Source organism: Acidovorax benzenivorans (genome assembly GCF_028680575.1).
Taxonomy (GTDB): Bacteria; Pseudomonadota; Gammaproteobacteria; order Burkholderiales; family Burkholderiaceae_C; genus Acidovorax; species Acidovorax benzenivorans.
On record NZ_JAPCKI010000025.1, the window covers coordinates 15,346 to 41,941 of the forward strand.

A 26,596-nucleotide genomic window follows, 5' to 3' on the forward strand; every position below is an offset into this window, starting at 1 on the left:
ATTTAGTGCTTCGTGGTTTGAATTTATGTTGCTAGAGTGAATTTAAACATTGAGCAACAAGGAATTCATATGGTTTCAAATGCAGGTGTGACGGCGCCTGCAGAGCAGCTTGCAGGGAGCAGTCCCGACGAGTTATTGTGGTGCTTGCTTATCGTCGCCAAGGCGCATGGGCTGCCGTCCACTCCCGAGGCGGTAATGGCAGGTCTGCCCGCAGACCGGCACCGGCTAACGCCCAGCCTGTTTGCACGTGCTGCGCGCCGTGTGCACATGAGCAGTCGGTTGGTACGAGAGCCCCTGGTGCGGGTCAAGGATGTGCTGCTCCCTGCGATTTTGCTGTTGCAGGGGGAGCGCGCGTGCGTGCTGCTGGGCTGGAGTGAAGGGCGCGGCGAGGCGCTAGTCGTGCTGCCTGAGCTGGGAGATGCTCCCATCCAGGTTTCGCGTGCCGCGTTGGAAGCGGACTACCTGGGGACCACGGTGTATGTGCGCCCGTCCCAGCGCTTTGATGCGCGCGCGCCGCAGGTGAAAGCTGGGCGGCATGGGCACTGGTTCTGGTCGGTGCTGGCAGAAAACCACGGCCTGTACCGCGACGTGCTGCTGGCCGCGCTGCTGGCCAACTTGTTCGCCCTGGGCATGCCCATTTTCACGATGAATGTGTACGACCGCGTGGTGCCCAACAACGCGGTGGACACCCTATGGGTGCTGGCGCTGGGGCTGTCCATCATGCTGGTGGGCGACCTGGTGCTGCGCACCTTGCGGGGGCGGTTTGTGGATCTGGCCAGCAGCCGTGCGGATGTGAAGCTGTCGACGCACATCATGGAAAAGGTGCTGGGTACGCGCATGGAGCACCGGCCTGCATCGGCAGGGTCGTTCGCGTCGAACTTGCGGTCTTTTGAATCGGTGCGGGACTTCATCAGCTCGGCCTCGGTGGTGGCGTTCATCGATCTGCCCTTCGCGTTGATCTTTGTGGGGGTGATTGGCTGGATTTCCTGGCCCATGCTGATTCCGCTGCTCATCGGGGCGTTGGTGATGCTGCTGTATGCCTTGGCGGTTCAGGGGCGCATGCATGAGCTGTCCGAGACCACCTACCGCGCGGGCGCACAGCGCAACGCCACTTTGGTCGAGGCGCTGGTCGGTTTCGAAACCGTGAAAGCCCTGGGCGCCGAGGCGTCGCTGCAGCGCAAGTGGGAGCGCAGCACGGCCCTGCTGGCTCGAGTGGGCGTGCAGCTGCGCCTGCTCTCTGCGACGGCCAGCAACAGCTCGGCTTTTTTGCAGCAGCTCATCAATCTGGTGATCGTGATTTTGGGCGTGTACATGATTGGCGAGCGCCAGCTCACCATGGGGGGACTGATCGCCTGCACCATGCTGGCCTCCCGCGCCATGGCGCCGGTGGGGCAGGTGGCGGGGCTGCTGGTGCAGTACCACACCGCGTCCACTGCGCTGACCTCGCTCAATGAAATGATGAAGCGTGAGGTGGACCGACCCGAAGGTGTCAGCTTCATCAGCCGGGGACGGCTCCAGGGGGGCATCGAATTCCGCGATGTGAGCTTTACATACCCGGGCCAGCAGGCGGCATCTCTGCGCAATGTGACGCTGAACATCAAACCCGGAGAGCGCGTTGCCATTCTGGGGCGCATCGGCTCGGGCAAGACCACGTTGCAGAAATTGATTCTGGGGTTGTACCGACCCTCGTCGGGTGCCGTGCTCATCGACGGGATTGACCTGCGCCAGCTGGACCCCGCCGAGCTGCGGCGGCAGATGGGGTATGTGCAGCAGGATGTGATGCTGTTCTATGGCTCGCTGCGTGACAACATCACGTTGGGGGCGCCGCTGGTGGATGACGAGTCGGTGGTCCGGGCCGCCGAGATCGGCGGCATCCTGCCCCTCATCAATGCCCACCCGCAGGGATTCGACATGCTGGTGGGGGAGCGGGGGGAGTCGCTGTCCGGGGGGCAGCGCCAGGGGGTCTCGATTGCCCGGGCCGTGATCAACGATCCTGCCGTGCTGCTGCTGGATGAGCCCACCTCGTCCATGGATCATTCGAGCGAAGAAGACATCAAGCGCCGCCTGGCGGATTTTTCCAAGGGCCGCACGATGGTGCTCATCAGCCACCGGACCTCGCTGCTGGAGCTGGTGGACCGCATCATCGTGATGGACGCTGGCCGTGTGGTGGCCGACGGGCCCAAGGAGCAGGTGGTGCAGGCCTTGCGGCAGGGGCGCATCGGGAAGGCGGTGTGACATGGCCGAACTCAACGAGAAAGCCTTCCACCAGATCGGGCGCGTCGTCAAGACGGGTGGGGGAGCGAGCGACTCCATCTTCGGCCGCATGGTCAAGCGGCTCACGCCTGCAGGGCCTGCCGAATCGTTGGACTGGGCGGACGATGCAGACTGGGCACGCTTGCAGCAGGAACCCCTACGCGCCCGTGCGCTGCTACGCCTAGCGGTTCTCTTTCTGCTGCTGCTGGTGCTTTGGGCGGCATATGCCGAGCTGGACGAAGTGACACGGGGCGACGGTAAGGTGGTGCCTACCAGTCAGGTGCAGGTGATCCAGAGTGTGGACGGAGGTATTGTGGAAGAGTTGCCGGTGCGTGAAGGGCAGGTCGTGGAAGCCGGCCAGTTGCTGCTGCGTGTGGATTCCACCCGGTTCATGTCCACCATGCTCGAAAGCAAGGCCAGCTTGCTGGCCCTGCAGGCCAAGGCCTTGCGCCTGCAGGCCCTGACCCAAGGGGGAAGTTTTATCCCCCCGCCAGAGCTGTTGCGCGATGCTCCGGACATCGTGGCGCAGGAGATGCGCTTGTACCGCTCACGGCGCGACGAGATCAGCGCGCAGGTGTTCATTTCGCAGAACCAGCTGATGCAGCGACAGCAGGAACTCAACGAGGTACGTGCGCGCAGGGAGCAGGCCGAAAGGGGGCTGGAGCTGATATTGAAAGAACTCAATGCCACCAAGCCGATGGTGGCAACGGGCGCCGTTTCTGAGGTGGAAGTGCTGAGGCTTGATCGCGAGGTGGCTCGGCTGCGAGGTGATAGCGAACAGGCGAATGCGCAGATTTCGAGGGTTCAGGCGGCTATCCAGGAGGCCTCTAGGCGCATCGAGGAGGTGCAGCTCACGGCGCGCAACCAGATGAGCGCCGAGCTGTCGGAGACCATGAGCAAGCTCTCCAGCATGTCGGAGGGTGGGCGCGCGCTGGCCGACAAGGTCAAGCACGCCGACATCCGCTCGCCCGTGCGTGGCACGGTCAAGCGCCTTTTGGTCAACACCGTGGGCGGGGTGGTGCAGCCGGGCAAGGAGGTGGTGGAAATCGTGCCTTCGGATGACGCGTTGATCCTGGAGGCTCAGGTGAGCCCTCGCGATATCGCCTTTTTGCACCCAGGCCAGGAGGCCGTGGTTAAGTTCACGGCCTACGACTTCTCCATCTATGGGGGGCTGGTGGCTGATGTGGTGAATATCAGTGCCGATTCGGTGGTCGATGAAAAGGGTAATGCCAACTATCTGGTGCGAGTGCGCACGCGCAAGGCCAGTCTGGGGCCGAATCTGCCCATCATTCCCGGGATGGTGGCGCAGGTGGACATCCTCACAGGCAAGAAGACCGTGCTGGCCTATCTTCTCAAGCCTGTGCTTCGTGCCAAGGCCAACGCCTTGTCGGAGAGGTGAAATCCATGCACCACTACTTGGCCAGCGACACCGTACAGCCGTCGGACCGTTGGTGCACGGCCTTCCCTTTTGGGAATTGTTTTGGCAGAGCCGATAGGCCTGCGCTGATGGAGGCTTTGCGGAAGACTGATGATGCGCCGACCATAGCGTGGTTGAGCACGGAGTATGCCGATTGGCCAGAGCTGCTGCGGACCGTTCTTGCACAAGCACCCGCCACCCGCGTGGTAGTGGTGTCCGGCGTGCCTGATGACCGCGAGGGCTTGCGTGCCATCAATGAGGGCGCGAGGGCGTATTGTCACCTTTTTGCCGTCCCTGAAATGCTGAAGGAGGTAGCTGTGGTGGTCCAGCATGGTGGTCTGTGGGTGGGGCCGACGCTGGTGGCGCGGCTGGCGGCCGCCACCTGGAGCCTGACGGCCTCGCAGGCCTCGCTGCCGTGTCAAGAAGATCTGCAGCGGTTACTTTCCTCGCGCGAACTGGAGGTGGCCCAGGCTGTCGCTCGCGGACTCTCGAACAGGGAAATTGCAGAGAAACTCTTTATTTCAGAGCGGACGGTAAAGGCCCATCTCGGCGCCACCTTTGAAAAGCTCCATGTGCGTGACCGCGTACAACTGGTGCTACGCCTCAACCAAGGGTCCAATGGTCATGTCTGACAAGAACATTCATCCTTTGAGTTCCTCAGATGCGGGGCTGGCCCGGGTCACGGAGGACCTGATCGAATTGCTGATCGCACGGGGTGTCATCCGTTTCACGGACCTGCCGCTGGCTGCGCAGAACAAGTTGCTGGAGCGCAAGGAGACCCGTGCGCGGCTTAGTAATAGTCTGGATCTATTGGGCGACGACTCGGGTAACGAAACGATTTGAGCGTCCAGGGGGGCGATCCTCAAAAGTGGACCTAAGTCCAATGGTGATCCACAGGCTCTGACGGTAGCCTTCACAGCTATCAGTCAACTGCCGTTCTTCTGGACGAAAAGCCCAGAAGTATCTGGTTCCTTGGAGCATGCTTATGTCTCAAATCGCTACCGTCGTAGCTGTGTCTGGTACAGCATTTGCGGTCGATGCCAATGGCAATCGTCGTGCCCTCAAAGCGGGGGACATTCTGCAAAAAGGGGAGGTTGTCCAGACCCCTGTGGACTCCAGGGTGGAGCTGCTGATGGACGACGGCAAGTTGCTGGCCGTGGCGCCTGAGCGGAGCATCAAGCTCGACGAGAGTGTCACGCAGACGGCGGAGCGCCCTACGGCGCAGGACGCCAGCGTGGCCCAGGGCACCATTGATACTGTGATCCAAGCGCTGCAGCGTGGCGGTGACCTGAACGAGCAACTGGAAGCCACGGCGGCGGGTCTCGGTGGTGGCGGTGGCGAAGGAGAGGGCAGCAGCTTTGTGCAGCTGCTGCGCATCTTCGAAGGGGTGGATCCCCTGGCCTACCTCTACAGCTTCACGCCCCAGTCGGCGCCGGACATCGATGTCAACCCCCTGGCTGTGCTGGCACTGGGTACGCCTCCTGCACCTGCGCCGGCACCCATCGCACCGCCTCCTGCGCCTCTACCGCCCGCACCGCCACCGGCCCCGAACCCCCCCGTGCCTGCGCCGCCACCGCCTGCGCCGCCCCCACCCGGCCTCCCTCCCGTCTCGCCTCCTCCCCCTCCGCCCGATCCGGTGCGGGTGAGCCTTAGCATCACACTCGAAGAAGAGTCCGTCCCTTCTGGTCGCGAGAGTCGTAGTGTGAACGGGGTGATTGGCAACGACGAGGACGAGAGCCTATATAGCTACCAGCAAGGCACGTTTGACTTGGGTGGTGGCAGCATCTTCTCCATCAGCGTGCCGGGTTTTGCCCCTGTGCCTGTCACCACAGTAGGCGTGACCATCTATTTCAATGCGCAGGGAGAGCCCATTCCCCAGGGCGACCCTACGCCCCCGGCGGTCCTGCTGGTCATCACCTCTAGCGGTAGCTACACACTGACCGTGGTTGGTCCGCTGCAACATGCACCAGGCGGCGGTGAGAACTTCCTGGCTCTGCCCACGGTAACCATCAATGGCGTCACGGGCGAGGGTGGCGCATTCACGGCCGAGGTGGGCATGTCCGTGCAGGATGACATCCCTGTGATCGACTCCAGCACCGAAGGCATCCCGACGCTCATGACCTCGGACCGTGGCGTGAATCAGGCCTCCAACACCGGTTCCGAGGGGACGGAAAATGATCCCCAAGGGCCCGACGCGGACACCGACAGCAACACCTTCAACGGCACGGCGTTTGTCGTGTCGTTTGGCGCCGATGGCCCCAAGCTGCGCCCTGGCAGCGGTGGGGATGAGGGCCAGAGCGATAAGACGCCCGACGGCTACGCGTTTTCCTTCCAGATTGGTAATGGTGGCGCAACGGGGCTGTATGCCACCGGCACCAACACCGAGATCGTGCTGAGTGCCACCGGCAACCCTGGTGAAGTGGTGGGCCGTGACGGCAGCGGCAACGTAGTCCTTACGCTGCAGATGGATCCGCAGACGGGCGCTGTGGTCATGACCCAGACGGGCGCCATTCGCCACACTGCGCCCGACGACGAGGACGGTGGCCTGGACGAGCTGCAGGCCCTGGGCAAGGGCGTGCTTTCCGTGGTGTTGGCTGCTACGGACAACGACGACGACACGGTCATGGCCGAACTGGACCTGGGAGGGCGTCTGCTGTTTGGCGACGACGAGCCCGTTTACCGACATGGCGATGACGAGGAAGAGTGGTCCGAGGAGGGCGACGGAACACAGTACCTGCGCCCAGGGCTGGAGCCCAGCCTGGCGCTGGAGGCCGAGGAAGAATCCGTGCGCGTCGATGGCCACAAGATTGGCAATGACGAGAACGACCTGCCTCTGACCTCCACAGCCAATGGCGGTCTCACCCAGATCAACGGTGCCATCGACTGGGGGGCTGATGGTTTTGGCCAGCTTACCGGCGTGCGTGTGGGTAGTGGAGAAGGTGCCAGCGTGGTTCCTGTTGGCCAGACCGTCTGGTTCGGTGCCGATGGCTCCGTGATGCCTGCAGGCCCCGGGGGTGCCCGGCCCGATGGGGCCGCCGCCAGCTTGCTGGTGGAGGCTTCCGGCAACTACACCCTGACCGTGCTGACCACCATGAACCATGCGGCTGGTGGCGAAGTGGTGCAAGGTGAGGATTGGCTGAATCTTGAAACCGTGCGCTTGATAGGTGAAGATGCAGACGGCGATTCCATCACCGTGGCCCTGGAGACCCGGGTTCAGGACGATGTCCCGTTACATGTGAAGGTGCTGGGCGTCCCGGTGCCACTGGTTGCGCTGCTTGAAGAAGAGTCTGCATCGGACGGCGATGGTGGTGTGATTGGCAACAACGAATCGCTGGATTGGCTGGGCCTGCTGCCGCTGGGCTCGTTGAATGCATCTACGGGCCACGAGTCCATGACGGGCGTCGTGCGCTGGGGGGCCGATCAGTTTGGCGGCGTGGAGGCCGTGCGCGTTGCCGGGCAGGAATATGCGGTGGGCAGCGCGGTGGCCACGGTGTACCTGGATCGCAATGGCCAGCCCATTGCCGAAGGCGATACCAGCACCCCCCGCTCGGTGATGTTGGAGATCAACGGCGAAAGTGGCGGATATCGCCTCACCGTTGTCGGTCCGCTGGACCATGAAGCGGGCGGTGGTGAGAACCTGATGCTATTGCCCACGGTCACCTTTGTGGGGGTGGATGGCGATGGTGACCAAATTGGCGTGAACCTTTACGCCAAGATCCAGGATGACGTTCCCGAGCACGACAAGGTGGATGGCAAGGTCGTCAAGCTCAGTGCATTGGTCGAGGAAGAGTCGGTGCCGGTGTCGGGCGGCGGCACACTGGGCAACAACGAAACAGAGAGCCCCGACCTGAGCTATGTGAAGTCGGATTCCACCGGCTTCCAGGGTGCGGTCGAGTGGGGCGCTGACCAGTTCGGCGGCCTCACGAGCGTCAAGGTGAAGAACGGGATCTTCGAAAACAGCTACAGCCCCTCGGGCGGCGTGGTGACCGTGTTTTTCGATCAGAACGGCAAGGCACTGGCGGCGGGTGCCACCAGTGGTGCCGCAGTGCTGACGGTGAATGCAGACACCGGGGCTTACCAGTTTGAGGTGCTGTCGGCGCTCAAGCACTCCTCGCAGGGCGAGGATCTGCTGACCCTGCCCAAGATCACTTTGTGGGGCCAGGACGGCGATGGCGACGCCATCGGTGTGGAGCTGGGCGTCAGCGTCAAGGACGACACTCCCGTCATTACCACGGTGGATCCCGACCCCGTGCCGGGCATCACGGTGCAACTGGTGGGCAGCGACGCCGGGTACAACAACACCTGGGGCTACTACATCAAGAACGGCAGTGGCGAGCCCACCGCCGGCATGGTGGTCTGGGACAACGTGAAGAACCAGCCGGTGACCAGCGTCACCCTGCCGCCCGGCGTGTTGCCTGGCCAGGTCGGTTTCTTCATGATCCCCAATGGCGACAGCCTCAACGGTTCGCTGGGCAACAGCATCCCGGTGAGCTTCTCCAAGGACGGCAGTGGCCAGTGGGTGGCGAACGTGGGGGGCTCTCCGCTTTCGGGCCAGGGGGCTCCCGCGCTGTTCGACAACAGCGCACTGAATCTCGACGGCCTGTCGCATGTGAACACAGTGGCCGTGGGCTCCGTCACAGGCAATCAGAACTGGGAGGACATCTACGGCGGTGGCGACCGTGACTACAACGACGTCATGCTCAATGTCTCCATGCCCCTGCTGGTGGACGACAGCTTCCTGAATGTCGATGCAGAGTCCGACCTGGGGTCCACACGCTTTAGCGTGAGCTACGGGGCAGACGGTGCGGCAGCACTGAATGGCAAGGTATTTGGCTTGGTGCTCAATGGCGGCGAGGGCAGTCCCTCGGGCTTCCGCGATACAGCGCTGTACTCCAATGGCCAGCCCTCGGATGTGCTGCTCAAGAACGGCCCTGGCGGCTCGGTGATCGGCTTTGTGATGGTGGACGGGGTGGAGAAGACCGTCTTCAAATTGTCCGTTGATGCTGCGACCGGCGAGGTGACCTTTGACCAGCAGCGCACCGTGGTGCACTCCACACCAGGTGATTCAAACGAGGTGCAGTCGGCGCTGGCGGACAAGATCGGGCTCAAGCTCACGGCCATCGATGGAGATGGTGACCAGGTGCACGCCAGCATCGACGTGGGCCGTATGCTCTTTATTGCCGACGATGGCCCGGTGGCACTGGACGATACCGATGGGGCGCAGTGGGTGGTGGACCGCCTGGTGGCCACGGGCAACGTGCTGACCGGTGCAGGGACGACCTCCGGCCCTGCCGGAAAAGATCAGTACGAAGGCATGCAGGACGGCGCCAAAGCCGAGGTGGTACAGGTGCGTGCAGGCGCTGAAGGGGCCGTGTGGACCCCCGGTACGGCGGTCACCAGCGGTGGCAGCGCTACGGTGGCCGGCCAGTACGGCTCGCTCACCATGGAGTCTGACGGCGACTACGCCTACACCGGCCACCAGACGACCATCCAGCTAGGGGATGGTGCCGGTGTACCGGCAGGCATGGATGCCTTCGACTACGGCAAGCCTTACACCACGAGCCTGGGTGAGCAGCTCATCACCAACCCCGACTCTACGCAGACCGGTGGTGCCGTGGTGACCAGCCAGGGCAACGGTGTGGGCGTGGACGACCCGAGCGAACCCGTGCCGGGTGACGTGGGTGCGAGCACGCCCGAGCAGGTGGGTTACTCACCCAGCCAGGGCACGGAAGCCTTGTCGGTGGACTTGGGCAAGATGGCTGTGCGGGCGGTGGTGGACATCTCCAACCTGTACCAGGACGAATCCGGCCAGGTTGGCAACAACGGCGAAACCGGTCGGTGGGAGGCCTTTGATGCAGCTGGCAACAAAGTGGGCGAGGGGATGATTGGCGGCACGCTGTTTGCCAACACCAACGTGCACCAGGGCCAGGTCGAGATCGAGGTGCTGGGCGCCGATGGCAACCCGATTGCCTTCCAGAACGTGGTGTTTACTGGCGTGGATTACCTTGCGGGCGACAAGGGCAGCGACAGCTCGGACTATTTCGTCAAGGCCGTCAGCTTTGAGGAGTATGTAGAGACCGGCTCCAAGGACCAGTTTAGCTACCAGATGAAGGATGGCGACGGCGACACCGACAGCGCCACGTTGACCATCGACGCGGGCCACCAGCTGAGCACCCAGGGCCTGGGCATGGTCTACGAAGACGGCCTCGCTACAGGCAACGTGGACAGCAGCCCGCATACCACTGACACCACAGGCACGCTGGGCATGGGCGGTGCCAGCTACACCCTGGGTGTGCCGGTGCAAAAGGTCACCTCAGCAGGCGACGAGGTGCGCTGGACGGTGTCGGGAGATGGTAAGACGTTGACCGGCGAGGCAGGTGCGGGCGCTGACATACGCACGGTGGCCGTGGCCACCATCGATGACAGCGGCCAGTACAAGTTGGAGCTGAAGGGCCAGGTGGACCACGCCTATACCGAAAGTGGCGAAGAAAACCTGTATCTGCAACTGGTGGCCAACAAAACTGAGGGCGGTGAAACTGAGGTGCAGGGCTTCAACGTCAAAATCCAGGACGATGCTCCCGTCTACGTGGGGGGCACGCAGGACACGCTAGTCGCCAACAGCGGTGTGGGCGAGGTCGTTGCCGACCTTGGCGCCCGTGTGGGGGCCGATGTGGTGGGGGCCGATGTGAACATGGCGGCTACCACGACGGCGTCTGTGGGCGGCTCGTCGCTGCGCTACGTCTCCCTGTCGTACATGCAAGGGGGCTCGGTGCAGTCCACGGTGATGACGGTGGACGGCAACAAGGTGTACTACCAGGCCAACAGCGATGGCACCATCAAGGCGGTGTACAACGACTGTGGCGAGATCAAGACCGCCTTCACAGTGGAAGGAGTTGTGAACGCCGATGGCACCACGAGTTATGTGACCAACATGGTGGCTGTGGCCGATAAGGTGCAAGTGGGCACGACGGAAGTTCCTGGCGGCACGACGACCGTGGACAAGACGGTGACCTTTGGCAACAGCACGCAGGACAAGGTGTACAAGCCCGACAATTACATGCAGACATCTGCCGGGGGGGTCGCGGACTCGGCCCGGTATGTGGATTCCGCCACGGGTATCTACATGCAGATTTCTGCCGAGAAGGACAAGACCATCGTCAACGAGGTCGAGCGGCAATGGGACGGCGATTGGAAGGTGAAGAAAGACGACACAACCTTTGGCCCTTCGACCAGCGACGAAGAGGTCAACTGGTCGTCCACGGGCGGTGGCAACGGTGGCGGGGGTTTTGGTGTGGGAGACAACTACATCGGCAATAAGAGTTCGGTGGGCGAAGAGGAAGACTCGCAGTCCGATGCCATCAAGGAGGGGGACGGCGCCGGAGAGCGGCTGGTCATCGAGTTCTTCAAGCCCGATGGCACACGCCTGAACGTGACATCAGCGGGCTTTGAACTGGATCACCTGGGCAAGAAGGAAACTGCCATCGTTACCGCTGCTACCACTACCACTCCCGTGGGGGCGTCGATGGACATCCAGGGGACGACCTCGGGCAATAACACGAACAGCGGGAACGCCAATGTGGAAACGCCTGTCGGGGTGGATCCTAGTGGCTCGGCGACTTTTAATACGGTGCAGTTTGCGGCCAAGGATGGGACGGAGTACCGCGTGACGGACGCCATGACGCTGACCTATACCGAAACCGTGATCAACCCCCCGGTCATCGAGCCGGTCTATGCAGACCAGATGTGGATCGACTTCCAGGCGGTGGTCGTGGATGGCGACGGAGATCAGCTGGCCGAACCGATCGACGTGAAGGTTGTCATCGATACCGACAACACACTCGACGGTGACAAGGTGGACCTGTCTGATCCCGCGAAGGGCGGCCTGGCCATCCAGGGCGGCGATGCTTCCGAAACCATCGTGGGAGGCGACGGCGACGACACCATCGACGGCCAGAAGGGCAGCGATACGATCACCGGCGGGGATGGCGATGACACGATCGAGATCAACCTAGCGGACAGCGCCCCTGGCGGCTCCGACAAGGATGTCGTCACGGACCTGGCCGAGGGTGACAAGATCGAAGTGGCGGATCTCCTGGCGGACGATGGCGGCGACTTGCTGGCAAGCCTGGCCCCCGCCGCTGACGCCGAAGGCGACACCACCATCGCGATCGACAGCAACGGGTCTGCGGGTGGCGGTGCGTCTCAGACGGTTGTGGTGGAGGACACTACACCTGCGGCCCTGGCGGTGGACTTGGCCCTGGGGGCGCCCAGCGTGGCGACCATCGAAGTCAAGCCGTCCGACGACTGACCAAGCCGCACGCCTGGGACGGTGTTCCAGGCGTCGTTGGTCGCTGTGTCCTTGCCCAAGGCCCTTGCGCTTCGCAGCGTGAGGCCCCTTTCTATTGAATAGTCAGTAAAAATGGCCGCTTGAGCCTGTGGTGAGGCAGAGTTTGCTATCAATTTTGGTATCTCGCTAGCGCTGCAGGCGAGTGCTACGGGTGCTTAAACTCAAGCCCTGCGGACAGGCAGCGGGGCTCCGGGCGGCAACCGCCCTGCTGTAGGGCGAGCCGTTTTAACGGATACCCGGCCCAGTGGCGCCGTCGAAGCCCAGGGATGCCAGCAGCGGCAGATCGTCCCGCGATTCCACCCCCAGGGCGATGACCTGGATACCAATCGCGTGGGCGATGTTGCATAGGCCCCGCAAGAATTCCTGGTTGCCCAGGTTGTCGCCAATGCCGCGCACGTAGCTGGGGTGGACCTTGATGTAGTCCAGCCCCAGGTCGGCGAGCTTGTTGCCCTCGGTGAAGCGCTGGCCGAAGTATTCGATGCCCACACGGCAGCCCAGTTGCTGCAGGGTGTGGGCCAGTTCCTTGAAGGCGTCGAACGCGCGGAACACGCCGTATTCGGGCACCTCGAACAGCAGGCGTGCGCACATGTCGGGGTAGGCATGCAGCAGCTGGGTGAGTTCGTTGCGGAAGCGGAAGTCCGCGATGGTTTCCGCCGAGAGGTTGACTGCAATGTCTCCGGCCGAGCTGCGCAGGTGATCGATAGCCAAGCGCACCACGCGCAGGTCGATGGGGGCGGTGAGGTTGAGGTGGGCCGCCATGGGCATGAAGTCGCCTGCCGACAGCAGCGCACCGGAGGCATCGGCCACCAGGCGGATCACGCCTTCCTGGTGGATGGCACCATCACCGCTGCCGTCCACCACGGGGTAGAAGGCCAGCTGCAACCGGCCGCCGCTGACGGCCTCGGTCAGCAGGGTGCGCCACTGTTCGGCAGGCCGCGCGTCGGCCGCGTGCGTGCCCTCGTCCACATACATGCTGTTGGGCCCAAGGGACGCTGCACGGGCCAGCGCTTCATCGGCGCGGCTGAAAAGTTCGCCCACAGGTTCCTGCCTGCGGTATCCCACTGCGCCCATGTGAAACAGGTCCGGGACGATTGCTGACCAGTGCGGCAGCCACTGCGAGGACAGGGCGGCGAAGATGTCCTGTGCCGCATCTTGGGGCGATGGCGTGGAGGGGCACAACACCCCGAACTCGCCCCCTTTGAGGCGACCAGCCCGCTGGCCGGGTTTGCCCTCGCCGCTCTTGTACAGCACGGTGCCCAGGTGCTTGAGCAGTGCGTCGGCCTTCTGGTGCCCCAGCTGGTTGTTCAGCCCTTCGAGATCAGTCAGCCGCAGGATCACCAGGCTGCCTGCAGAGAGAAACTGCTCCCCTTCCAGCGCCTCCTGAAGGTGCGACAGGAAGTAGTCCCGGCTGGAAAGCCCTGTCACCGCATCGCGGTTGACCTTCTTGCGCAGGCCGTCCAGGCGCGCGGCCTCCTCTCCGAACATCGACCGCAGGCGCGTGACCATGTCATTCATGCCCCGGGCCACGCTGCGCAGCTCCGGCGTGCTCGGCTCGGCAATCTTGATGAAGCGCCGGTCTGCGATGGCCTCGGCCTGTGCCACCACGTCGCGCAGGGGCTTGGTGATGCGCTTGACGGCCAGGGTGCCAATGCCACCTGCTACGACACTGCCCAGAACAAACCAGGCCAGCAGCTCCAGGGTGCCCGTCCACAGGCTCTGGTAGGCGTACTGGTCGTGGCTGGCGAGGGTGAGGGTGCCGTATTGCTTCCAGCCGTCCTGGATCTGGGCCCGGCCGGGCTCGGCGTTCATGGGAATCAGCCGCGCAAACCAGGCCGGTGCGCCCTGCAAGGAGCCTGAGAAGCTGCGTTCGACCAGCGTCTGACCAGTGGGCGACACAATCCGGATGAAGCGGTAGTGCCCCGCGTCGAACTGTGCTGCCACCTGCAGTTCGACCGTCACGGGGTCCTTGTCCAGCTGCGACAGCGCCAGCGCCAGCGAGGTCGCGTTGTCGATGTTCTTGACCTGCAGTTGCTGCTGCAGGTAGTGCCGGGCAGACAGCACACTGACCAGCATGCTGCCCCCAAACGCAAGCGCCATGACCAGGCCGATGGCGAGCCAGAGTTGTTTGGTGAGTGACATGGTGCTGTATCTCCAAGAAAGGGCGCAGCGCTCAGAAGCCTTCTTGCCGCATGCGCTCGAGCACATCGCGCCAGCGCGACAGGCGGGCCGTCGGGTCTGCCGAAGAAGTGGTGGCGCCAGAGACCCAGAGGCCTTCGTTGTTGAAGCTGAAGACGGGTGAAAGATCGGATCGGGACGATGCGGGGCGGATGTTGGTGATCAGGTTGTCCAGCACCATGGGTTCGTCCGACGGCTGGGGGTAGTAGCCCAGCACCATGTGCGCCTCGCTTTTGGTGCTGCCTGCGCCCCCGATCCGCGCTCTGACATAGATCATGCGCAGCTTGGCGTTGGGGACCCCCATGTGCAACAGTGTGATGTACTTTGCGATGGAGAAGTCTTCGCAGTCGCCCGCGTTTCTTCCCATGAACTCCAGGGGGGTGGCCCAGTAGTCGTCCTGCTGCCAGACCGCCATATCGTTTTCGAACAGCATGCGCCGGTTGAAGAAGTTGTTGACGTGGGCCAGCTTCTCGGCTTCGCTCAGATGGCTTCCCTCGGCCATCATGGCTCTCCAGGCAATGACAAGATTGGAGCCCTTGGCGCCGTAGCGTTGCAGCGCTGCAGACTGAATCCTGTCCAGATCCGGTGCGCTGAATACAACTCCCAGCACCAAGGCGATGGTGAGCGCCATCAGCGCCCGAAGTTGCGTAGTGACTCGGGGCGCGCGCTTTAAAAGGGGCGGCAGGGAGGGCATGGAACGCGGAAGACGCGGCTACCTTGCTGAAAAGTACCTGGTCGGGGGCGCAGTGACTTCTTTGTAAAAAAAAACTGTGCGAGTTTCAAGGTAAATGTTACGTTTCGATTCTGCATCACAAACGATTCGGAGTCGCCATGAAACTGCACCTTACCCTGATCGCTGCCGCTGTTGTCGCCAGTACGGGCGCTGTTGCGCAAACACTTCCAGAAGGACTGGTCGAGGCGGCTCGCAAGGCCGTGACAAACAATCCGGATGTGCAAGCGCGATGGTTTGGTTTTCGCGCTGCTGACTCCGAACGCGGAGTCGCGCGGGCCGGTTTTTTGCCCCAGTTGGACGCGGTGGCCAGCACTGGACGAGAAAACCGTGTGCGTCCTTCCGGATCCACGGGTTCATACCATCACACTGGAGCGGCGCTGACGCTGAATCAGATGTTGTTCGATGGTTTTTTCACCAGTAACGAAGTCAAGCGACTGGGGCATGCCAAGCTGACGCGCTACTACGAACTGGTGGATGCGTCGGAAGCGGCAGCCCTGGAGGCCGTGCGCGCGTATGCTGACGTTGCGCGCTATCGGGAGCTGGTCGAGCAGGCCAAGCAAAATTACGTCGAACACAAGTTGACCACCAACCAGATCGATGAGCGCACCTCGGCTGGTGTCGGTCGCCGTGTCGATCTCGAGCAGGCGACAGGTCGCCTGGCTTTGGCGGAGTCGAACCTGCTGACGGAGATTTCCAATCTGCACGATGTCAGCGCTCGGTATCAGCGATTGATCGGCGAGTTGCCCCCCGGCGCCTTGGCGCCATTGCCGGAAGGGTTCAAGCTTGGCGCCCTGCCTCCCAAAACTGAAGAAGTAGTGAATTTCGCCTTGAACAACAGTCCTACGATCAACGCCGCCATCGAGAATATGCTCGCTAGCGAGGCGGGCATTGCATCGCAAAAGGCAGGGTTTGTCCCTCGGATTGATTTTCGGGCCCGCCAGTCCTGGGACCGCAATCTGATTGGGGAGCAGGGGCGATCGAGGGATAGCACGGTCGAGCTGGTGCTGACGTACAACTTCTACCGAGGCGGTGCAGACAAGGCTCGGGAGCAGCAGGCTGTTGAAAACAAGTTTCAGGCACGTGAGTTGAAGGAAAAGGCGTGCCGGGATGTGCGGCAGACTACGGTGATTGCGTTCAATGACGTGCGACGGTTGATCGAACAGATGACGTATTTGGACCAGCACCGACTTTCCACCGAGAAAGCACGGGAGGCTTATCGGCAGCAGTTTGATCTCGGACAGCGCACACTGCTCGACTTGCTCGATACTCAGAACGAAGCGTTCCAAGCCAGCCGGGCGTACGTCAATGCGCGGTACGATCAGGTAGTAGCTCAGGCTCGGACATTGAGTGCCATGGGGCAGTTACTTCCCGCGCTTAACGTAACTCGCGCCGACATGCCCTCACCCGCAGATGCCGGGCAGCAGCGCAGCGGCATTGACCTTGCGGAGTTGTGTCCTGCAGAGGCTCCTGTATCTATCGTGATTGACAAGGTCAAGGCAGTAGCGGATACGCCTGCTCGTCCCCGGGCCGTCTTGCCGCTGCCAGCTACGGCCAATTCAGGAACTCCCGCAGGAGCGGCCAAACCTGCCGCGAATCGATAGCAGGTTGCTGATTCATTTCAAGCGCACCCTGCGGCGGCCCTGCAGTAAGAGAATCGACTGTCAATAGATATCAGACGCCAGCGGCGTGGGCCTGCTGATCGGCGTGGTAGCTGCTGCGCACCATGGCGCCCACTGCCGCGTGGGAAAAGCCCATCTTGTAGGCCTCTTCCTCGAACATCTTGAACGTGTCGGGGTGCACGTAGCGGCGCACGGGCAGGTGGCTGTTGCTGGGGGCCAGGTATTGGCCGATGGTCAGCATGTCGATGTGGTGTTCGCGCATGTCGCGCATCACTTGCAGGATCTCTTCGTCTGTCTCGCCCAGGCCAACCATGATGCCGCTCTTGGTGGGCACGTTGGGGTGCAAGGCCTTGAACTTTTTCAGTAGATTCAGGCTGAACTGGTAATCGGAGCCGGGGCGCGCTTCCTTGTAGAGGCGGGGTGCGGTTTCCAGGTTGTGGTTCATTACATCGGGCGGCGCGGCCTTCAGGATCTCCAGGGCGCGGTCATCGCGGCCACGGAAGTCCGGCACCAGGATTTCGATTTGCGTTTGGGGCGACAGCTCGCGGATGTTCTGGATGCATTCCACAAAGTGGCCGCTACCGCCGTCGCGCAGGTCGTCGCGGTCCACGCTGGTGATCACCACGTACTTGAGCTTGAGCGCGGCAATGGTCTTGGCCAGGTTCAGCGGCTCGTCTTTGTCGAGCGGGTCGGGGCGGCCGTGGCCCACATCGCAGAAGGGGCAACGGCGCGTGCACTTGTCACCCATGATCATGAAGGTGGCCGTGCCTTTGCCAAAACATTCGCCGATGTTGGGGCAGGACGCTTCTTCGCACACCGTGTGCAGCTTGTGCTCGCGCAGGATGTCCTTGATCTCGTAGAAGCGTGTGGTGGGGCTGCCCGCCTTCACGCGGATCCATTCGGGCTTCTTCAGCACCTCTCCCTGCTCCACCTTGATCGGAATGCGCGACAGCTTGGCCGCAGCCTTTTGCTTGGCCAGCGGGTTGTAGGCTTCGGTGGATTGCGCTTCGCGGACGACTTCAGGGGTGCTCATGGCTGTAGGCAGAGTTCAGGGCGCCAACCGGATGCTGAGCTGCTGGCCCAGTACCTGTGCGGCTTCTTCCCAGGTGGTGTGGACCCCGATTGTAGAAAGGTCCACCGTTTTCAATCCTGCGTAACCGCAAGGGTTGATGCGGCCGTAGGGCTCCAGGTCCATGGCCACGTTCAGCGCCACCCCGTGGTATGTGCAGTGGCGGCTGACCTTGATGCCCAGCGCAGCAATCTTGCCCAGGCCTTCAAAATCCGGCACCGGCGCAGCCGCACCCTCGCGCTTTTGGGGGCGCTGCGGCAGCAGGGCGTGGCTGTGTGGGTCGTCCAGACGCACATAAATGCCGGGTGCGCCTGCGACCCGGTGGCCCGTGATGCCGAAGTGCGCTAGCGTGCGGATCACGGACTCTTCCACGCGGTAGACGTATTCCTTGACGAAATAACCTGCACGTTGCAAGTCGATCAGCGGGTAGGCCACCACCTGGCCCGGTCCGTGGAAGGTGACTTGCCCGCCCCGGTTGGTCGCGATCACGGGGATGTCGCCTGGGCGGAGAACATGATCGCTTTTGCCCGCAATACCTTGTGTGTAAAGCGGAGCGTGCTCACAAATCCAGAGTGTGTCCGAGTCGGACGGCGTGCGGGTGGCCGTGTAGTCCTGCATGGCCTGCACAGTGCTGGCGTAGTCCACGCGGCCCAGCAGGCGGATGTCAAGGATGTCAATCGTCATGGCGCAATTTGCAGGGGAGCGGTTACAGCACCACTTTCACCAGCGGATGCGATGACAGCGCACGGTACAGGTCGTCCAGCTGCTCGCGGCTGGTCGCCGTGATGGTGATGGTTACTCCGAGGTAATTGCCTGCGCGGCTGTCACGCAGTTCAATGGTGGCGGCGTCGAAGGTGGGGTCAAACTGGCGGGCCAGTTCGGTCACCACGTGCACGAATCCATCCACCTTGGCGCCCATGACCTTGATCGGGAACTTGGAGGGGTATTCGATCAGCGAGTCTTTGCGTGGATCGGTGGCCTGTGTATCAATGCCGTTAGCGGGGGGCGGATTGGAGGATGTCATGGTAGATAGCGGTGGGTGGGATGCTGCGGTTTCAATAGCTGGCCATGCACTGCCATTGTGCGCCACAGGCAGATGGAGGGTGTCCGCATCGCGCGTTCAGTCTGCTCTAAATCGGTGCGTTGCACGAGTTTTTGGGGGCGCCAAAGCCGTTGGCAGGTCACCACAATAGGGCAAGCGCGCACGCAGCCCGCAAGCGCGTTTGCGGGTTTTTGTCTGGTGCCATGGGTTTTTACTTATAATTAGAGGCTTTGTAAAAGTTGCGGTCTGTAACGCGGGCGTCATTCAACAATGAAAACAATCCCGCCTGAGACTGAAACTGAGGCTGAAGAATCTGACTTCAAGCCCCTGACGGCCCAAGAGGCGCAGCAGTGGCGCAGTCGCCATCCGCCCCTCTCGGTGTGGAAGGTGGTGGCAGGTCAGGCGCTGGTTGGAATGCTGGTGGCCCTGGTGGCCTGGGTTCTGACGGGCAGGGCGGTGGTGGGCTGGTCTGCAGCCTACGGTGCCCTGGCAGTGGTGGCTCCGGCTGCGCTGTTTGCCCGCGGTGTGTTGCGCCACAAGGCGTCATCGAATCCGCGGGCTGCCATGGTGGGGTTCTTTGGGTGGGAAATCGCCAAGATCATGTTGACGGTGGCGCTGCTGGCGGCGGCACCTCGGCTGGTGCCGGGCTTGAGCTGGATTGCCTTGCTGATTGGCATGGTGGTCGCAATGAAAACGTACTGGGTGGCACTTTGGGTGCGGCCTAGTGTCCGAAAAACCGATTGATAGAGAGAAGAGTTGTCCGATGGCCGCAGAAGCGCACGCTCCGACTGCAAGTGAATACATCGTTCACCACCTGCAGCATCTTCAAAACGTCAACCAGACCAAGATCGTTGATTTCACCGTCATCAACTACGACTCGATCATCGTAGGTTTGGTTCTGGGTGCCCTCACCCTTTTGATTCTGTGGTCAGCTGCCCGTAAGGCAACCTCGGGTGTGCCCGGGCGTTTCCAGGCTGCGGTCGAGATGTTGGTCGAAATGGTGGATAACCAGGCCAAGGCGAACATCCACAATGCTGAAAGCCGCAAGTTCATTGCGCCCCTGGGTCTGACGGTGTTCGTCTGGATCTTTTTGATGAACTTCATGGACATGCTGCCTGTGGATCTGCTGCCCGCCGTCTGGGCTCAGATCTATGGTGCCGCCGGTCATGACCCTCACCACGCCTATCTGCGTGTCGTGCCCACGGCTGACCTGTCTACCACGCTGGGCCTGGCTTTCGCCATCCTGATCCTTCGCTTCTGGTACAGCGTCAAGATCAAGGGCGCTGGCGGCTGGGCGCACGAACTGGTGTCTGCGCCTTTCGGTACCAGCAAGAATCCCATCTTCGCCCTGATTCTGGGCGTGGTGAATCTGCTCATGCAGATCATTGAATATGTCGCCAACACCGTGTCCCACGGCATGCGGTTGTTTGGCAACATGTACGCTGGCGAGCTGGTGTTCATGCTCATCGCCCTGATGGGTGGTGCGGCGGCACTGTCGCTGTCGGGTGTGCTGCTGCCTGTGGGCCACGTCATTGCTGGCACCATTTGGACGCTGTTCCACATTTTGGTGATCTCGCTGCAAGCATTCATTTTCATGATGCTGGCGCTGATCTACCTCGGTCAGGCGCACAACGCGCACTAAGTTTCTCTTTCGTTTTTTCTTTCCTTAACTTTTCTTTTTAACTCAGGAGTCATCATGGAAAACATTCTCGGTCTCGTCGCTCTGGCTTGTGGTCTGATCGTTGGTCTGGGCGCTATTGGCGCTTCCATCGGCATCGCCCTGATGGGTGGCAAGTTCCTCGAATCGTCGGCACGTCAGCCCGAACTGATCAACGAACTGCAAACCAAGATGTTCATCTTGGCCGGTCTGATCGACGCTGCGTTCCTGATCGGCGTGGCTATCGCCCTGCTGTTCGCTTTCGCCAACCCCTTCGTTTCTACGCTCTTGGCCAACCTGCCCAAGTAATTCCCGTTCAACGCCACTTTAGAAAGGTGTTGCCGTGAGTATCAATGCGACCCTGTTCGTTCAGGCCATCGTCTTCCTGATCCTCGTGTGGTTCACGATGAAATTCGTGTGGCCTCCGATCGCGAAGGCGCTGGATGAACGAGCCCAGAAAATCGCCGATGGCCTCGCAGCTGCCGACCGTGCCAAGTCCGAACTGACCGCTGCCAACCAGCGCGTCGAGAAGGAACTGTCACAGGCGCGCAACGAGACGGCCTCGCGTCTTGCGGACGCCGACCGTCGTGCCCAGGCCATCATCGAAGAAGCCAAGGCACGCGCTACGGAAGAGGGCAACAAGATCGTTGCCTCCGCCCGTGCCGAAGCCGAGCAGCAGACGGTCCAAGCCCGCGAAGCCCTGCGTGAGCAGGTGGCAGCGCTGGCCGTCAAGGGTGCCGAGCAGATTCTCCGCAAGGAAGTCAATGCTGGCGTCCATGCCGACCTGCTCAACCGCCTGAAGACCGAGCTGTAAGGGGACACACATGGCTGAACTCGCCACCATTGCCCGCCCTTACGCCGATGCCTTGTTCAAGGCTGCCACAGCGGGCGCGGGCGTCGATCTGGGCAGCACTGCTGCCTGGATGGACGAACTGGCGGCGATTGCCGCCAACCCCCAGCTGCGTCAGTTGGCGGACAACCCCAAGGTGACGGCAGACCAGGTGTTCGCCGTATTCACCGGGGTCGCCCGCTCGGCCCTGCCGGATATGGCCAAAAATTTCCTGCGCACAGTCATCGACAACGGACGCATTGATGCGCTCCCGGAAGTGGCTGCGCAGTTTCGTGCCCTCGTGAATCGTCGCAACGGATCTTCGGATGCCGTGGTGTACAGCGCATTTCCGATGGACAGTGCTGCACTGTCCGAGGTCAGCGCGGCGCTTGAAAAGCGCTTCGGCCGCAAGCTCAATCTCGCTGTAAAGCTGGATGAGTCCCTGATCGGCGGTATTCGCGTAGTGGTGGGTGACGAGGTGCTGGACACTTCGGTCAAGGCCCGTCTTGAACAAATGAAAGCGGCCCTCATCGCGTAATGCGCGGCGAGGACAGCGAACCAAAGAAAGAAGGAAAGAGTCATGCAACTCAATCCCGCAGAAATTTCTGAACTCATCAAGAGCCGCATCGAAGGTCTGGCAGCCAGCAGCGATATCCGCAACCAGGGCACCGTGGTGTCCGTGTCCGACGGTATCGTGCGCGTTCATGGCCTGTCGGACGTGATGCAGGGCGAAATGCTCGAGTTCCCCGCCACCAAGGACGGTCAGCCCTCCTACGGCCTGGCGCTGAACCTTGAGCGCGACTCCGTGGGCGCCGTGATTCTGGGCGAATACGAGCACATTTCCGAAGGCGACACCGTCAAGTGCACGGGCCGCATTCTGGAAGTGCCCGTCGGCCCCGAGCTGATTGGCCGCGTGGTGAACGCCTTGGGCCAGCCTATCGACGGCAAGGGTCCTATCAACGCCAAGCTCACTGACGTGATCGAAAAGGTCGCTCCGGGCGTGATCGCCCGTAAATCGGTGGACCAGCCTCTGCAGACCGGCCTGAAGTCCATCGACTCGATGGTGCCCGTGGGCCGTGGCCAGCGCGAGCTGATCATTGGTGACCGCCAGACTGGCAAGACGGCCGTGGCCATCGACGCCATCATCGCCCAGAAGGGCCAGGGCGTGACTTGTATCTACGTCGCCATCGGCCAGAAGGCTTCGTCGATCAAGAACGTGGTGCGCGCGCTGGAACAAGCCGGTGCCATGGACTACACGATTGTGGTGGCCGCATCGGCTTCCGAATCGGCAGCCATGCAGTACGTGTCGGCCTACTCGGGCTGCACGATGGGCGAATACTTCCGCGACCGTGGCGAAGACGCCCTGATCGTGTATGACGACCTGTCCAAGCAAGCGGTTGCTTACCGTCAAGTGTCGCTGCTGCTGCGCCGCCCACCAGGCCGCGAAGCCTACCCTGGCGACGTGTTCTATCTCCACAGCCGTCTGCTTGAGCGCGCAGCCCGTGTGAATGCCGACTACGTCGAAGCCTTCACCAAGGGTGAAGTCAAGGGCAAGACCGGTTCGCTGACGGCTCTGCCTATCATCGAAACGCAAGCCGGCGACGTGTCCGCTTTCGTGCCGACCAACGTGATTTCGATCACCGACGGCCAGATCTTCCTGGAAACCAGCCTGTTCAACGCCGGTATCCGCCCCGCCATCAACGCCGGTATCTCGGTGTCGCGCGTCGGTGGTGCTGCCCAGACCAAGCTGGTGAAGAACCTGTCCGGTGGTATCCGTACCGACCTGGCCCAGTACCGTGAACTGGCTGCGTTCGCGCAGTTTGCTTCTGACCTGGACGAAGCCACCCGCAAGCAGTTGGACCGCGGTGCCCGCGTGACCGAATTGCTCAAGCAGGCACAGTACAGCCCCCTGTCCATCTCGCTGATGGGCGCGACGCTGTTCGCTGTGAACAAGGGCTTCATGGACGATATCGACGTCAAGAAGGTGCTCGACTTCGAACACGGCCTGCACCAGTTCCTGAAGACCAGCCACGCCGCTTTGCTGGCCAAGCTGGAACAGGCCAAGGCCATGGACAAGGACGCAGAAGCTGAATTGACCGCCGCTGTCGCCGCGTTCAAGAAGTCGTTCGCTTAAACCGGACGAGGAGCCATCATGGCAGCAGGCAAGGAAATACGCGGCAAGATCAAATCGGTGGAAAACACCAAGAAGATCACCAAAGCCATGGAAATGGTGGCCGCATCCAAAATGCGCAAGGCGCAGGACCGGATGCGGGCAGCCCGTCCATACAGCGAGAAGATCCGCAACATTGCAGCCAATCTCGGCAAGGCCAACCCAGAGTACGTGCATCCGTTCATGAAAGTGAACGATGCCAAGACTGCTGGCGTCATCGTCATCACTACGGACAAAGGTCTGTGCGGCGGCATGAACACCAACGTGTTGCGTGCTGTGACGACCAAACTGCGTGAACTGCAAGGTGCTGGTGTTTCGACCGAAGCCGTGGCGATTGGCAACAAGGGCCTGGGTTTCCTGAACCGTGTGGGTGCCAAGGTGGTTTCGCACGTGACGGGTCTGGGCGACACGCCCCACCTGGACAAGCTGATTGGCCCGGTGAAGGTGCTGCTCGATGCATACGCAGAAGGCAAGATCAACGCGGTGTACCTGAGCTACACCAAGTTCATCAACACCATGAAGCAGGAATCGGTGGTGGAGCAGCTGCTCCCCCTGTCCTCCGAGCAGATGCAGGCTGAGAAGACGGAACACGGCTGGGACTACATCTATGAGCCCGATGCGCAAAGCGTCATCGACGAGCTGCTGGTCCGTTATGTCGAATCCCTGATCTACCAGGCGGTTGCGGAAAACATGGCGTCCGAGCAGTCGGCACGCATGGTGGCCATGAAGGCCGCCACCGACAACGCCGGCAGCGTCATTGGCGAGTTGAAGCTGGTCTACAACAAGACGCGCCAGGCAGCGATCACGAAAGAACTTTCGGAAATCGTGGCTGGCGCCGCTGCTGTGTAAGCAGCTCAACAAACTACTTTATTGGAGCGAAAAATGGCTCAAGTGCAAGGCAAGATTGTTCAATGTATCGGCGCTGTGGTGGACGTTGAGTTCCCCCGCGACCAGATGCCCAAGATTTATGACGCCCTGAAGCTCGAAGGCTCGTCGCTGACGCTGGAAGTGCAACAGCAGCTGGGCGACGGCGTGGTGCGTACCATTGCCCTGGGTTCGTCCGACGGCCTGCGCCGCGGCATCATGGTGACCAACACCGGCAACTCCATCACCGTGCCCGTGGGCAAGGCGACGCTGGGCCGCATCATGGACGTGCTGGGTGCGCCCATCGACGAACGTGGTCCCGTGAGCCAGGAACTGACGGCCTCCATCCACCGCAAGGCCCCTGCGTACGACGAACTGTCGCCTTCGCAAGAGCTGCTGGAAACCGGCATCAAGGTGATCGACTTGGTCTGCCCGTTTGCCAAGGGCGGCAAGGTGGGCTTGTTCGGTGGTGCCGGTGTGGGCAAGACCGTGAACATGATGGAACTCATCAACAACATCGCCAAGGCACACAGTGGTCTGTCGGTGTTCGCTGGTGTGGGCGAGCGTACCCGCGAAGGGAACGACTTCTATCACGAAATGGCCGATTCCGGCGTGGTGAACCTTGAGAAGCTTGAAGACTCGAAGGTCGCCATGGTGTACGGTCAGATGAACGAGCCCCCAGGCAACCGTCTGCGCGTGGCGCTGACCGGCCTGACCATCGCCGAGTCGTTCCGCGACGAAGGCCGTGACGTGCTGTTCTTCGTGGACAACATCTACCGCTACACGCTGGCCGGTACCGAAGTGTCCGCCCTGCTGGGCCGTATGCCTTCCGCCGTGGGCTACCAGCCTACGCTGGCTGAAGAAATGGGTCGCCTGCAAGAGCGTATTACGTCCACCAAGGTCGGTTCGATCACCTCCATCCAGGCCGTGTATGTGCCAGCCGATGACTTGACCGACCCATCGCCTGCCACGACCTTCGCCCACTTGGACTCCACCGTCGTGTTGTCGCGTGACATCGCTTCGCTGGGTATCTACCCCGCCGTGGATCCTCTGGACTCCACCAGCCGCCAGCTGGACCCGAACGTGGTGGGCGAAGACCACTACAGCACGGCCCGCGCCGTGCAGGGTACGCTGCAACGCTACAAGGAACTGCGCGACATCATCGCCATTCTGGGTATGGACGAACTGGCTCCTGAAGACAAGCTGGCCGTGGCCCGCGCGCGCAAGATCCAGCGTTTCCTGTCGCAGCCTTTCCACGTGGCCGAAGTGTTCACGGGCTCGCCAGGCAAGTACGTTCCCCTGTCGGAAACCATCCGTGGTTTCAAGATGATCGTGAACGGTGAATGCGATCACCTGCCAGAGCAAGCGTTCTACATGGTGGGCACCATCGACGAAGCCTTCGAAAAGGCCAAGAAGGTGGCCTGATGAGCCGTCGGCCGGGCAGCCCGTAGCAGCTCGGCCTTCAGCAATCAAGCAACCCACCTTTTCCTAGGAGCAATGATGAACACCATCCACGTTGATGTGGTCAGTGCCGAAGAGTCCATCTTCTCCGGTGAAGCGCGTTTTGTCGCTTTGCCCGGTGAAGCTGGCGAATTGGGCATCTATCCCCGCCACACCCCGCTGATCACCCGCATCAAGCCGGGCTCGGTGCGCATCGAAATGGCTGACGGTGGCGAAGAGTTCGTTTTCGTGGCCGGTGGCATTCTGGAAGTGCAGCCCAACTGCGTGACCGTGCTGTCTGACACCGCCATCCGAGGCAAAGATCTCGATGACGAGAAGGCTACTGCGGCCAAGGCGGCTGCTGAAGAAGCGCTGAAGAATGCCAAGAGCGATATCGATCTGGCCAAGGCCCAGTCTGAGTTGGCCGTCATGGCAGCCCAGATTGCGGCACTGCGCAAGTTCCGCCAGAAGAAGTGATTCAGACTTTTGCGGATCTGCTCTCAAGAACCCGGCGATGCCGGGTTTTTTTACGCCCGTTCATTGCGTGAGACGCAAGTAGCCGTGGAAGGGAGACTCAAGGCTGGGCGGGGGATTCCTCCACTAGGCGAATCTGCAGACCTTCACATGTCAATGTGAGCAGGGCCCCTGCATCTGCCTTCAACAACTGGCGGCTGCTCAGAAAGGCACGCGCTATGGGCTGTGAGCGCACGCTCAGCGGCAGCGATTCAATCAACAAGTGCTCTCTGGGAACCTGTTTCAAAGAGAGATTCGGCGGGAGTGCAATGGGCTGGCTCTGCTGCGAGCATCTCTGGATTCTGGTCAGCAAAAAAGGCCGGGGCCCCTCACGGGGCCCCGGCCTTTTGCATTTGCATTTCTCACAAAGCCCTCATGCAGTGCGCATGGAGCCTTCGCAATTACATGGCGTTGCCGATTTCGCCAGCAGAGATCTGGCCGGTACGCAGGGCTTCAGCAGCCTGGGCA

21 protein-coding genes are annotated in these 26,596 nt (G+C 61.7%); 16 read left to right on the forward strand and 5 right to left on the reverse strand.

The window, feature by feature from the left end; genetic code table 11:
- Window positions 1-69: 69 nt before the first annotated feature.
- The 5 genes from OIN59_RS24310 to OIN59_RS24330 all read left to right on the forward strand — a co-directional run bounded on the left by OIN59_RS24310 (window position 70) and on the right by OIN59_RS24330 (window position 11,978).
- Window positions 70-2,235, forward strand: coding sequence for a type I secretion system permease/ATPase (locus OIN59_RS24310; RefSeq protein ID WP_274114656.1), 2,166 nt, complete (start codon window positions 70-72; stop codon window positions 2,233-2,235).
- A 1-nt stretch (window position 2,236) separates the two neighbouring features.
- Window positions 2,237-3,652 carry an HlyD family type I secretion periplasmic adaptor subunit gene (locus OIN59_RS24315; RefSeq protein ID WP_274114658.1) on the forward strand — a complete coding sequence of 472 codons (1,416 nt, stop codon included), beginning with the start codon at window positions 2,237-2,239 and terminating at the stop codon, window positions 3,650-3,652.
- Window positions 3,653-3,657: 5 nt separating this feature from the next.
- Window positions 3,658-4,302 (forward strand): response regulator transcription factor, encoded by a 645-nt coding sequence (locus OIN59_RS24320; RefSeq protein ID WP_274114660.1) that lies wholly within the window; start codon window positions 3,658-3,660, stop codon window positions 4,300-4,302.
- Window positions 4,295-4,513, forward strand: a complete 219-nt coding sequence (locus OIN59_RS24325; protein WP_274114662.1) for a hypothetical protein — start codon at window positions 4,295-4,297, stop codon at window positions 4,511-4,513. The genes OIN59_RS24320 and OIN59_RS24325 overlap by 8 nt, the downstream gene beginning before the upstream one ends.
- A gap of 142 nt (window positions 4,514-4,655) precedes the next feature.
- Window positions 4,656-11,978: a retention module-containing protein gene (locus OIN59_RS24330; protein ID WP_274114664.1), complete on the forward strand. Its 7,323-nt coding sequence runs from the start codon at window positions 4,656-4,658 to the stop codon at window positions 11,976-11,978.
- A gap of 264 nt (window positions 11,979-12,242) precedes the next feature.
- Here the strand turns inward: OIN59_RS24330 and OIN59_RS24335 are convergent, their stop codons facing one another.
- A complete protein-coding gene (locus tag OIN59_RS24335; protein WP_274114666.1) occupies window positions 12,243-14,156 on the reverse strand; it encodes an EAL domain-containing protein in 1,914 nt (637 codons plus the stop codon).
- A gap of 31 nt (window positions 14,157-14,187) precedes the next feature.
- Window positions 14,188-14,823 carry a transglutaminase-like cysteine peptidase gene (locus OIN59_RS24340; protein WP_274114667.1) on the reverse strand — a complete coding sequence of 212 codons (636 nt, stop codon included), beginning with the start codon at window positions 14,821-14,823 and terminating at the stop codon, window positions 14,188-14,190.
- 200 nt (window positions 14,824-15,023) lie between these two features.
- Between OIN59_RS24340 and OIN59_RS24345 the strand changes: the two genes are divergently transcribed.
- A complete protein-coding gene (locus tag OIN59_RS24345) occupies window positions 15,024-16,526 on the forward strand; it encodes a TolC family outer membrane protein (protein ID WP_274114669.1) in 1,503 nt (500 codons plus the stop codon).
- A gap of 70 nt (window positions 16,527-16,596) precedes the next feature.
- On the opposite strand, the gene lipA is transcribed toward OIN59_RS24345, so the two are convergent.
- From lipA to OIN59_RS24360, 3 genes are read right to left on the reverse strand one after another with little or no spacing between them, the layout of a single operon-like run.
- Entirely contained in the window at window positions 16,597-17,577 is a 981-nt protein-coding gene (gene lipA, locus OIN59_RS24350) for a lipoyl synthase (RefSeq protein ID WP_274114671.1), read from the reverse strand.
- 15 nt (window positions 17,578-17,592) lie between these two features.
- Window positions 17,593-18,297 carry a lipoyl(octanoyl) transferase LipB gene (gene lipB, locus OIN59_RS24355; RefSeq protein ID WP_274114673.1) on the reverse strand — a complete coding sequence of 235 codons (705 nt, stop codon included), beginning with the start codon at window positions 18,295-18,297 and terminating at the stop codon, window positions 17,593-17,595.
- Between the two features lie 22 nt (window positions 18,298-18,319).
- Window positions 18,320-18,637: a YbeD family protein gene (locus tag OIN59_RS24360; protein ID WP_274114675.1), complete on the reverse strand. Its 318-nt coding sequence runs from the start codon at window positions 18,635-18,637 to the stop codon at window positions 18,320-18,322.
- 288 nt (window positions 18,638-18,925) lie between these two features.
- On the opposite strand from OIN59_RS24360, the gene OIN59_RS24365 reads away from it, so the two are divergent.
- The 10 genes from OIN59_RS24365 to OIN59_RS24410 form a co-directional block, all read left to right on the forward strand.
- Window positions 18,926-19,399, forward strand: coding sequence for an ATP synthase subunit I (locus tag OIN59_RS24365; RefSeq protein WP_274114677.1), 474 nt, complete (start codon window positions 18,926-18,928; stop codon window positions 19,397-19,399).
- A 19-nt stretch (window positions 19,400-19,418) separates the two neighbouring features.
- Window positions 19,419-20,297, forward strand: coding sequence for a F0F1 ATP synthase subunit A (atpB, locus tag OIN59_RS24370; protein ID WP_274114679.1), 879 nt, complete (start codon window positions 19,419-19,421; stop codon window positions 20,295-20,297).
- Window positions 20,298-20,351: 54 nt separating this feature from the next.
- The gene (atpE, locus tag OIN59_RS24375) at window positions 20,352-20,621 is read left to right on the forward strand and encodes a F0F1 ATP synthase subunit C (protein ID WP_015012210.1); all 270 of its coding nucleotides are present in this window, start codon (window positions 20,352-20,354) and stop codon (window positions 20,619-20,621) included.
- A gap of 34 nt (window positions 20,622-20,655) precedes the next feature.
- On the forward strand, window positions 20,656-21,126 hold the full coding sequence (locus OIN59_RS24380; protein ID WP_274114682.1) for a F0F1 ATP synthase subunit B: 471 nt from the start codon (window positions 20,656-20,658) through the stop codon (window positions 21,124-21,126).
- Between the two features lie 10 nt (window positions 21,127-21,136).
- On the forward strand, window positions 21,137-21,679 hold the full coding sequence (locus OIN59_RS24385; protein ID WP_056058859.1) for a F0F1 ATP synthase subunit delta: 543 nt from the start codon (window positions 21,137-21,139) through the stop codon (window positions 21,677-21,679).
- A gap of 42 nt (window positions 21,680-21,721) precedes the next feature.
- A complete protein-coding gene (atpA, locus tag OIN59_RS24390) occupies window positions 21,722-23,275 on the forward strand; it encodes a F0F1 ATP synthase subunit alpha (RefSeq protein WP_274114685.1) in 1,554 nt (517 codons plus the stop codon).
- Window positions 23,276-23,293: 18 nt separating this feature from the next.
- Window positions 23,294-24,160, forward strand: coding sequence for a F0F1 ATP synthase subunit gamma (gene atpG, locus OIN59_RS24395; RefSeq protein ID WP_056058853.1), 867 nt, complete (start codon window positions 23,294-23,296; stop codon window positions 24,158-24,160).
- A 33-nt stretch (window positions 24,161-24,193) separates the two neighbouring features.
- Window positions 24,194-25,600, forward strand: a complete 1,407-nt coding sequence (gene atpD / locus OIN59_RS24400; RefSeq protein ID WP_274114688.1) for a F0F1 ATP synthase subunit beta — start codon at window positions 24,194-24,196, stop codon at window positions 25,598-25,600.
- A 75-nt stretch (window positions 25,601-25,675) separates the two neighbouring features.
- Window positions 25,676-26,092: a F0F1 ATP synthase subunit epsilon gene (locus tag OIN59_RS24405; RefSeq protein WP_274114690.1), complete on the forward strand. Its 417-nt coding sequence runs from the start codon at window positions 25,676-25,678 to the stop codon at window positions 26,090-26,092.
- A gap of 215 nt (window positions 26,093-26,307) precedes the next feature.
- On the forward strand, window positions 26,308-26,596 hold a 289-nt coding region (locus OIN59_RS24410; protein ID WP_274114691.1), incomplete at its 3' end, for a hypothetical protein.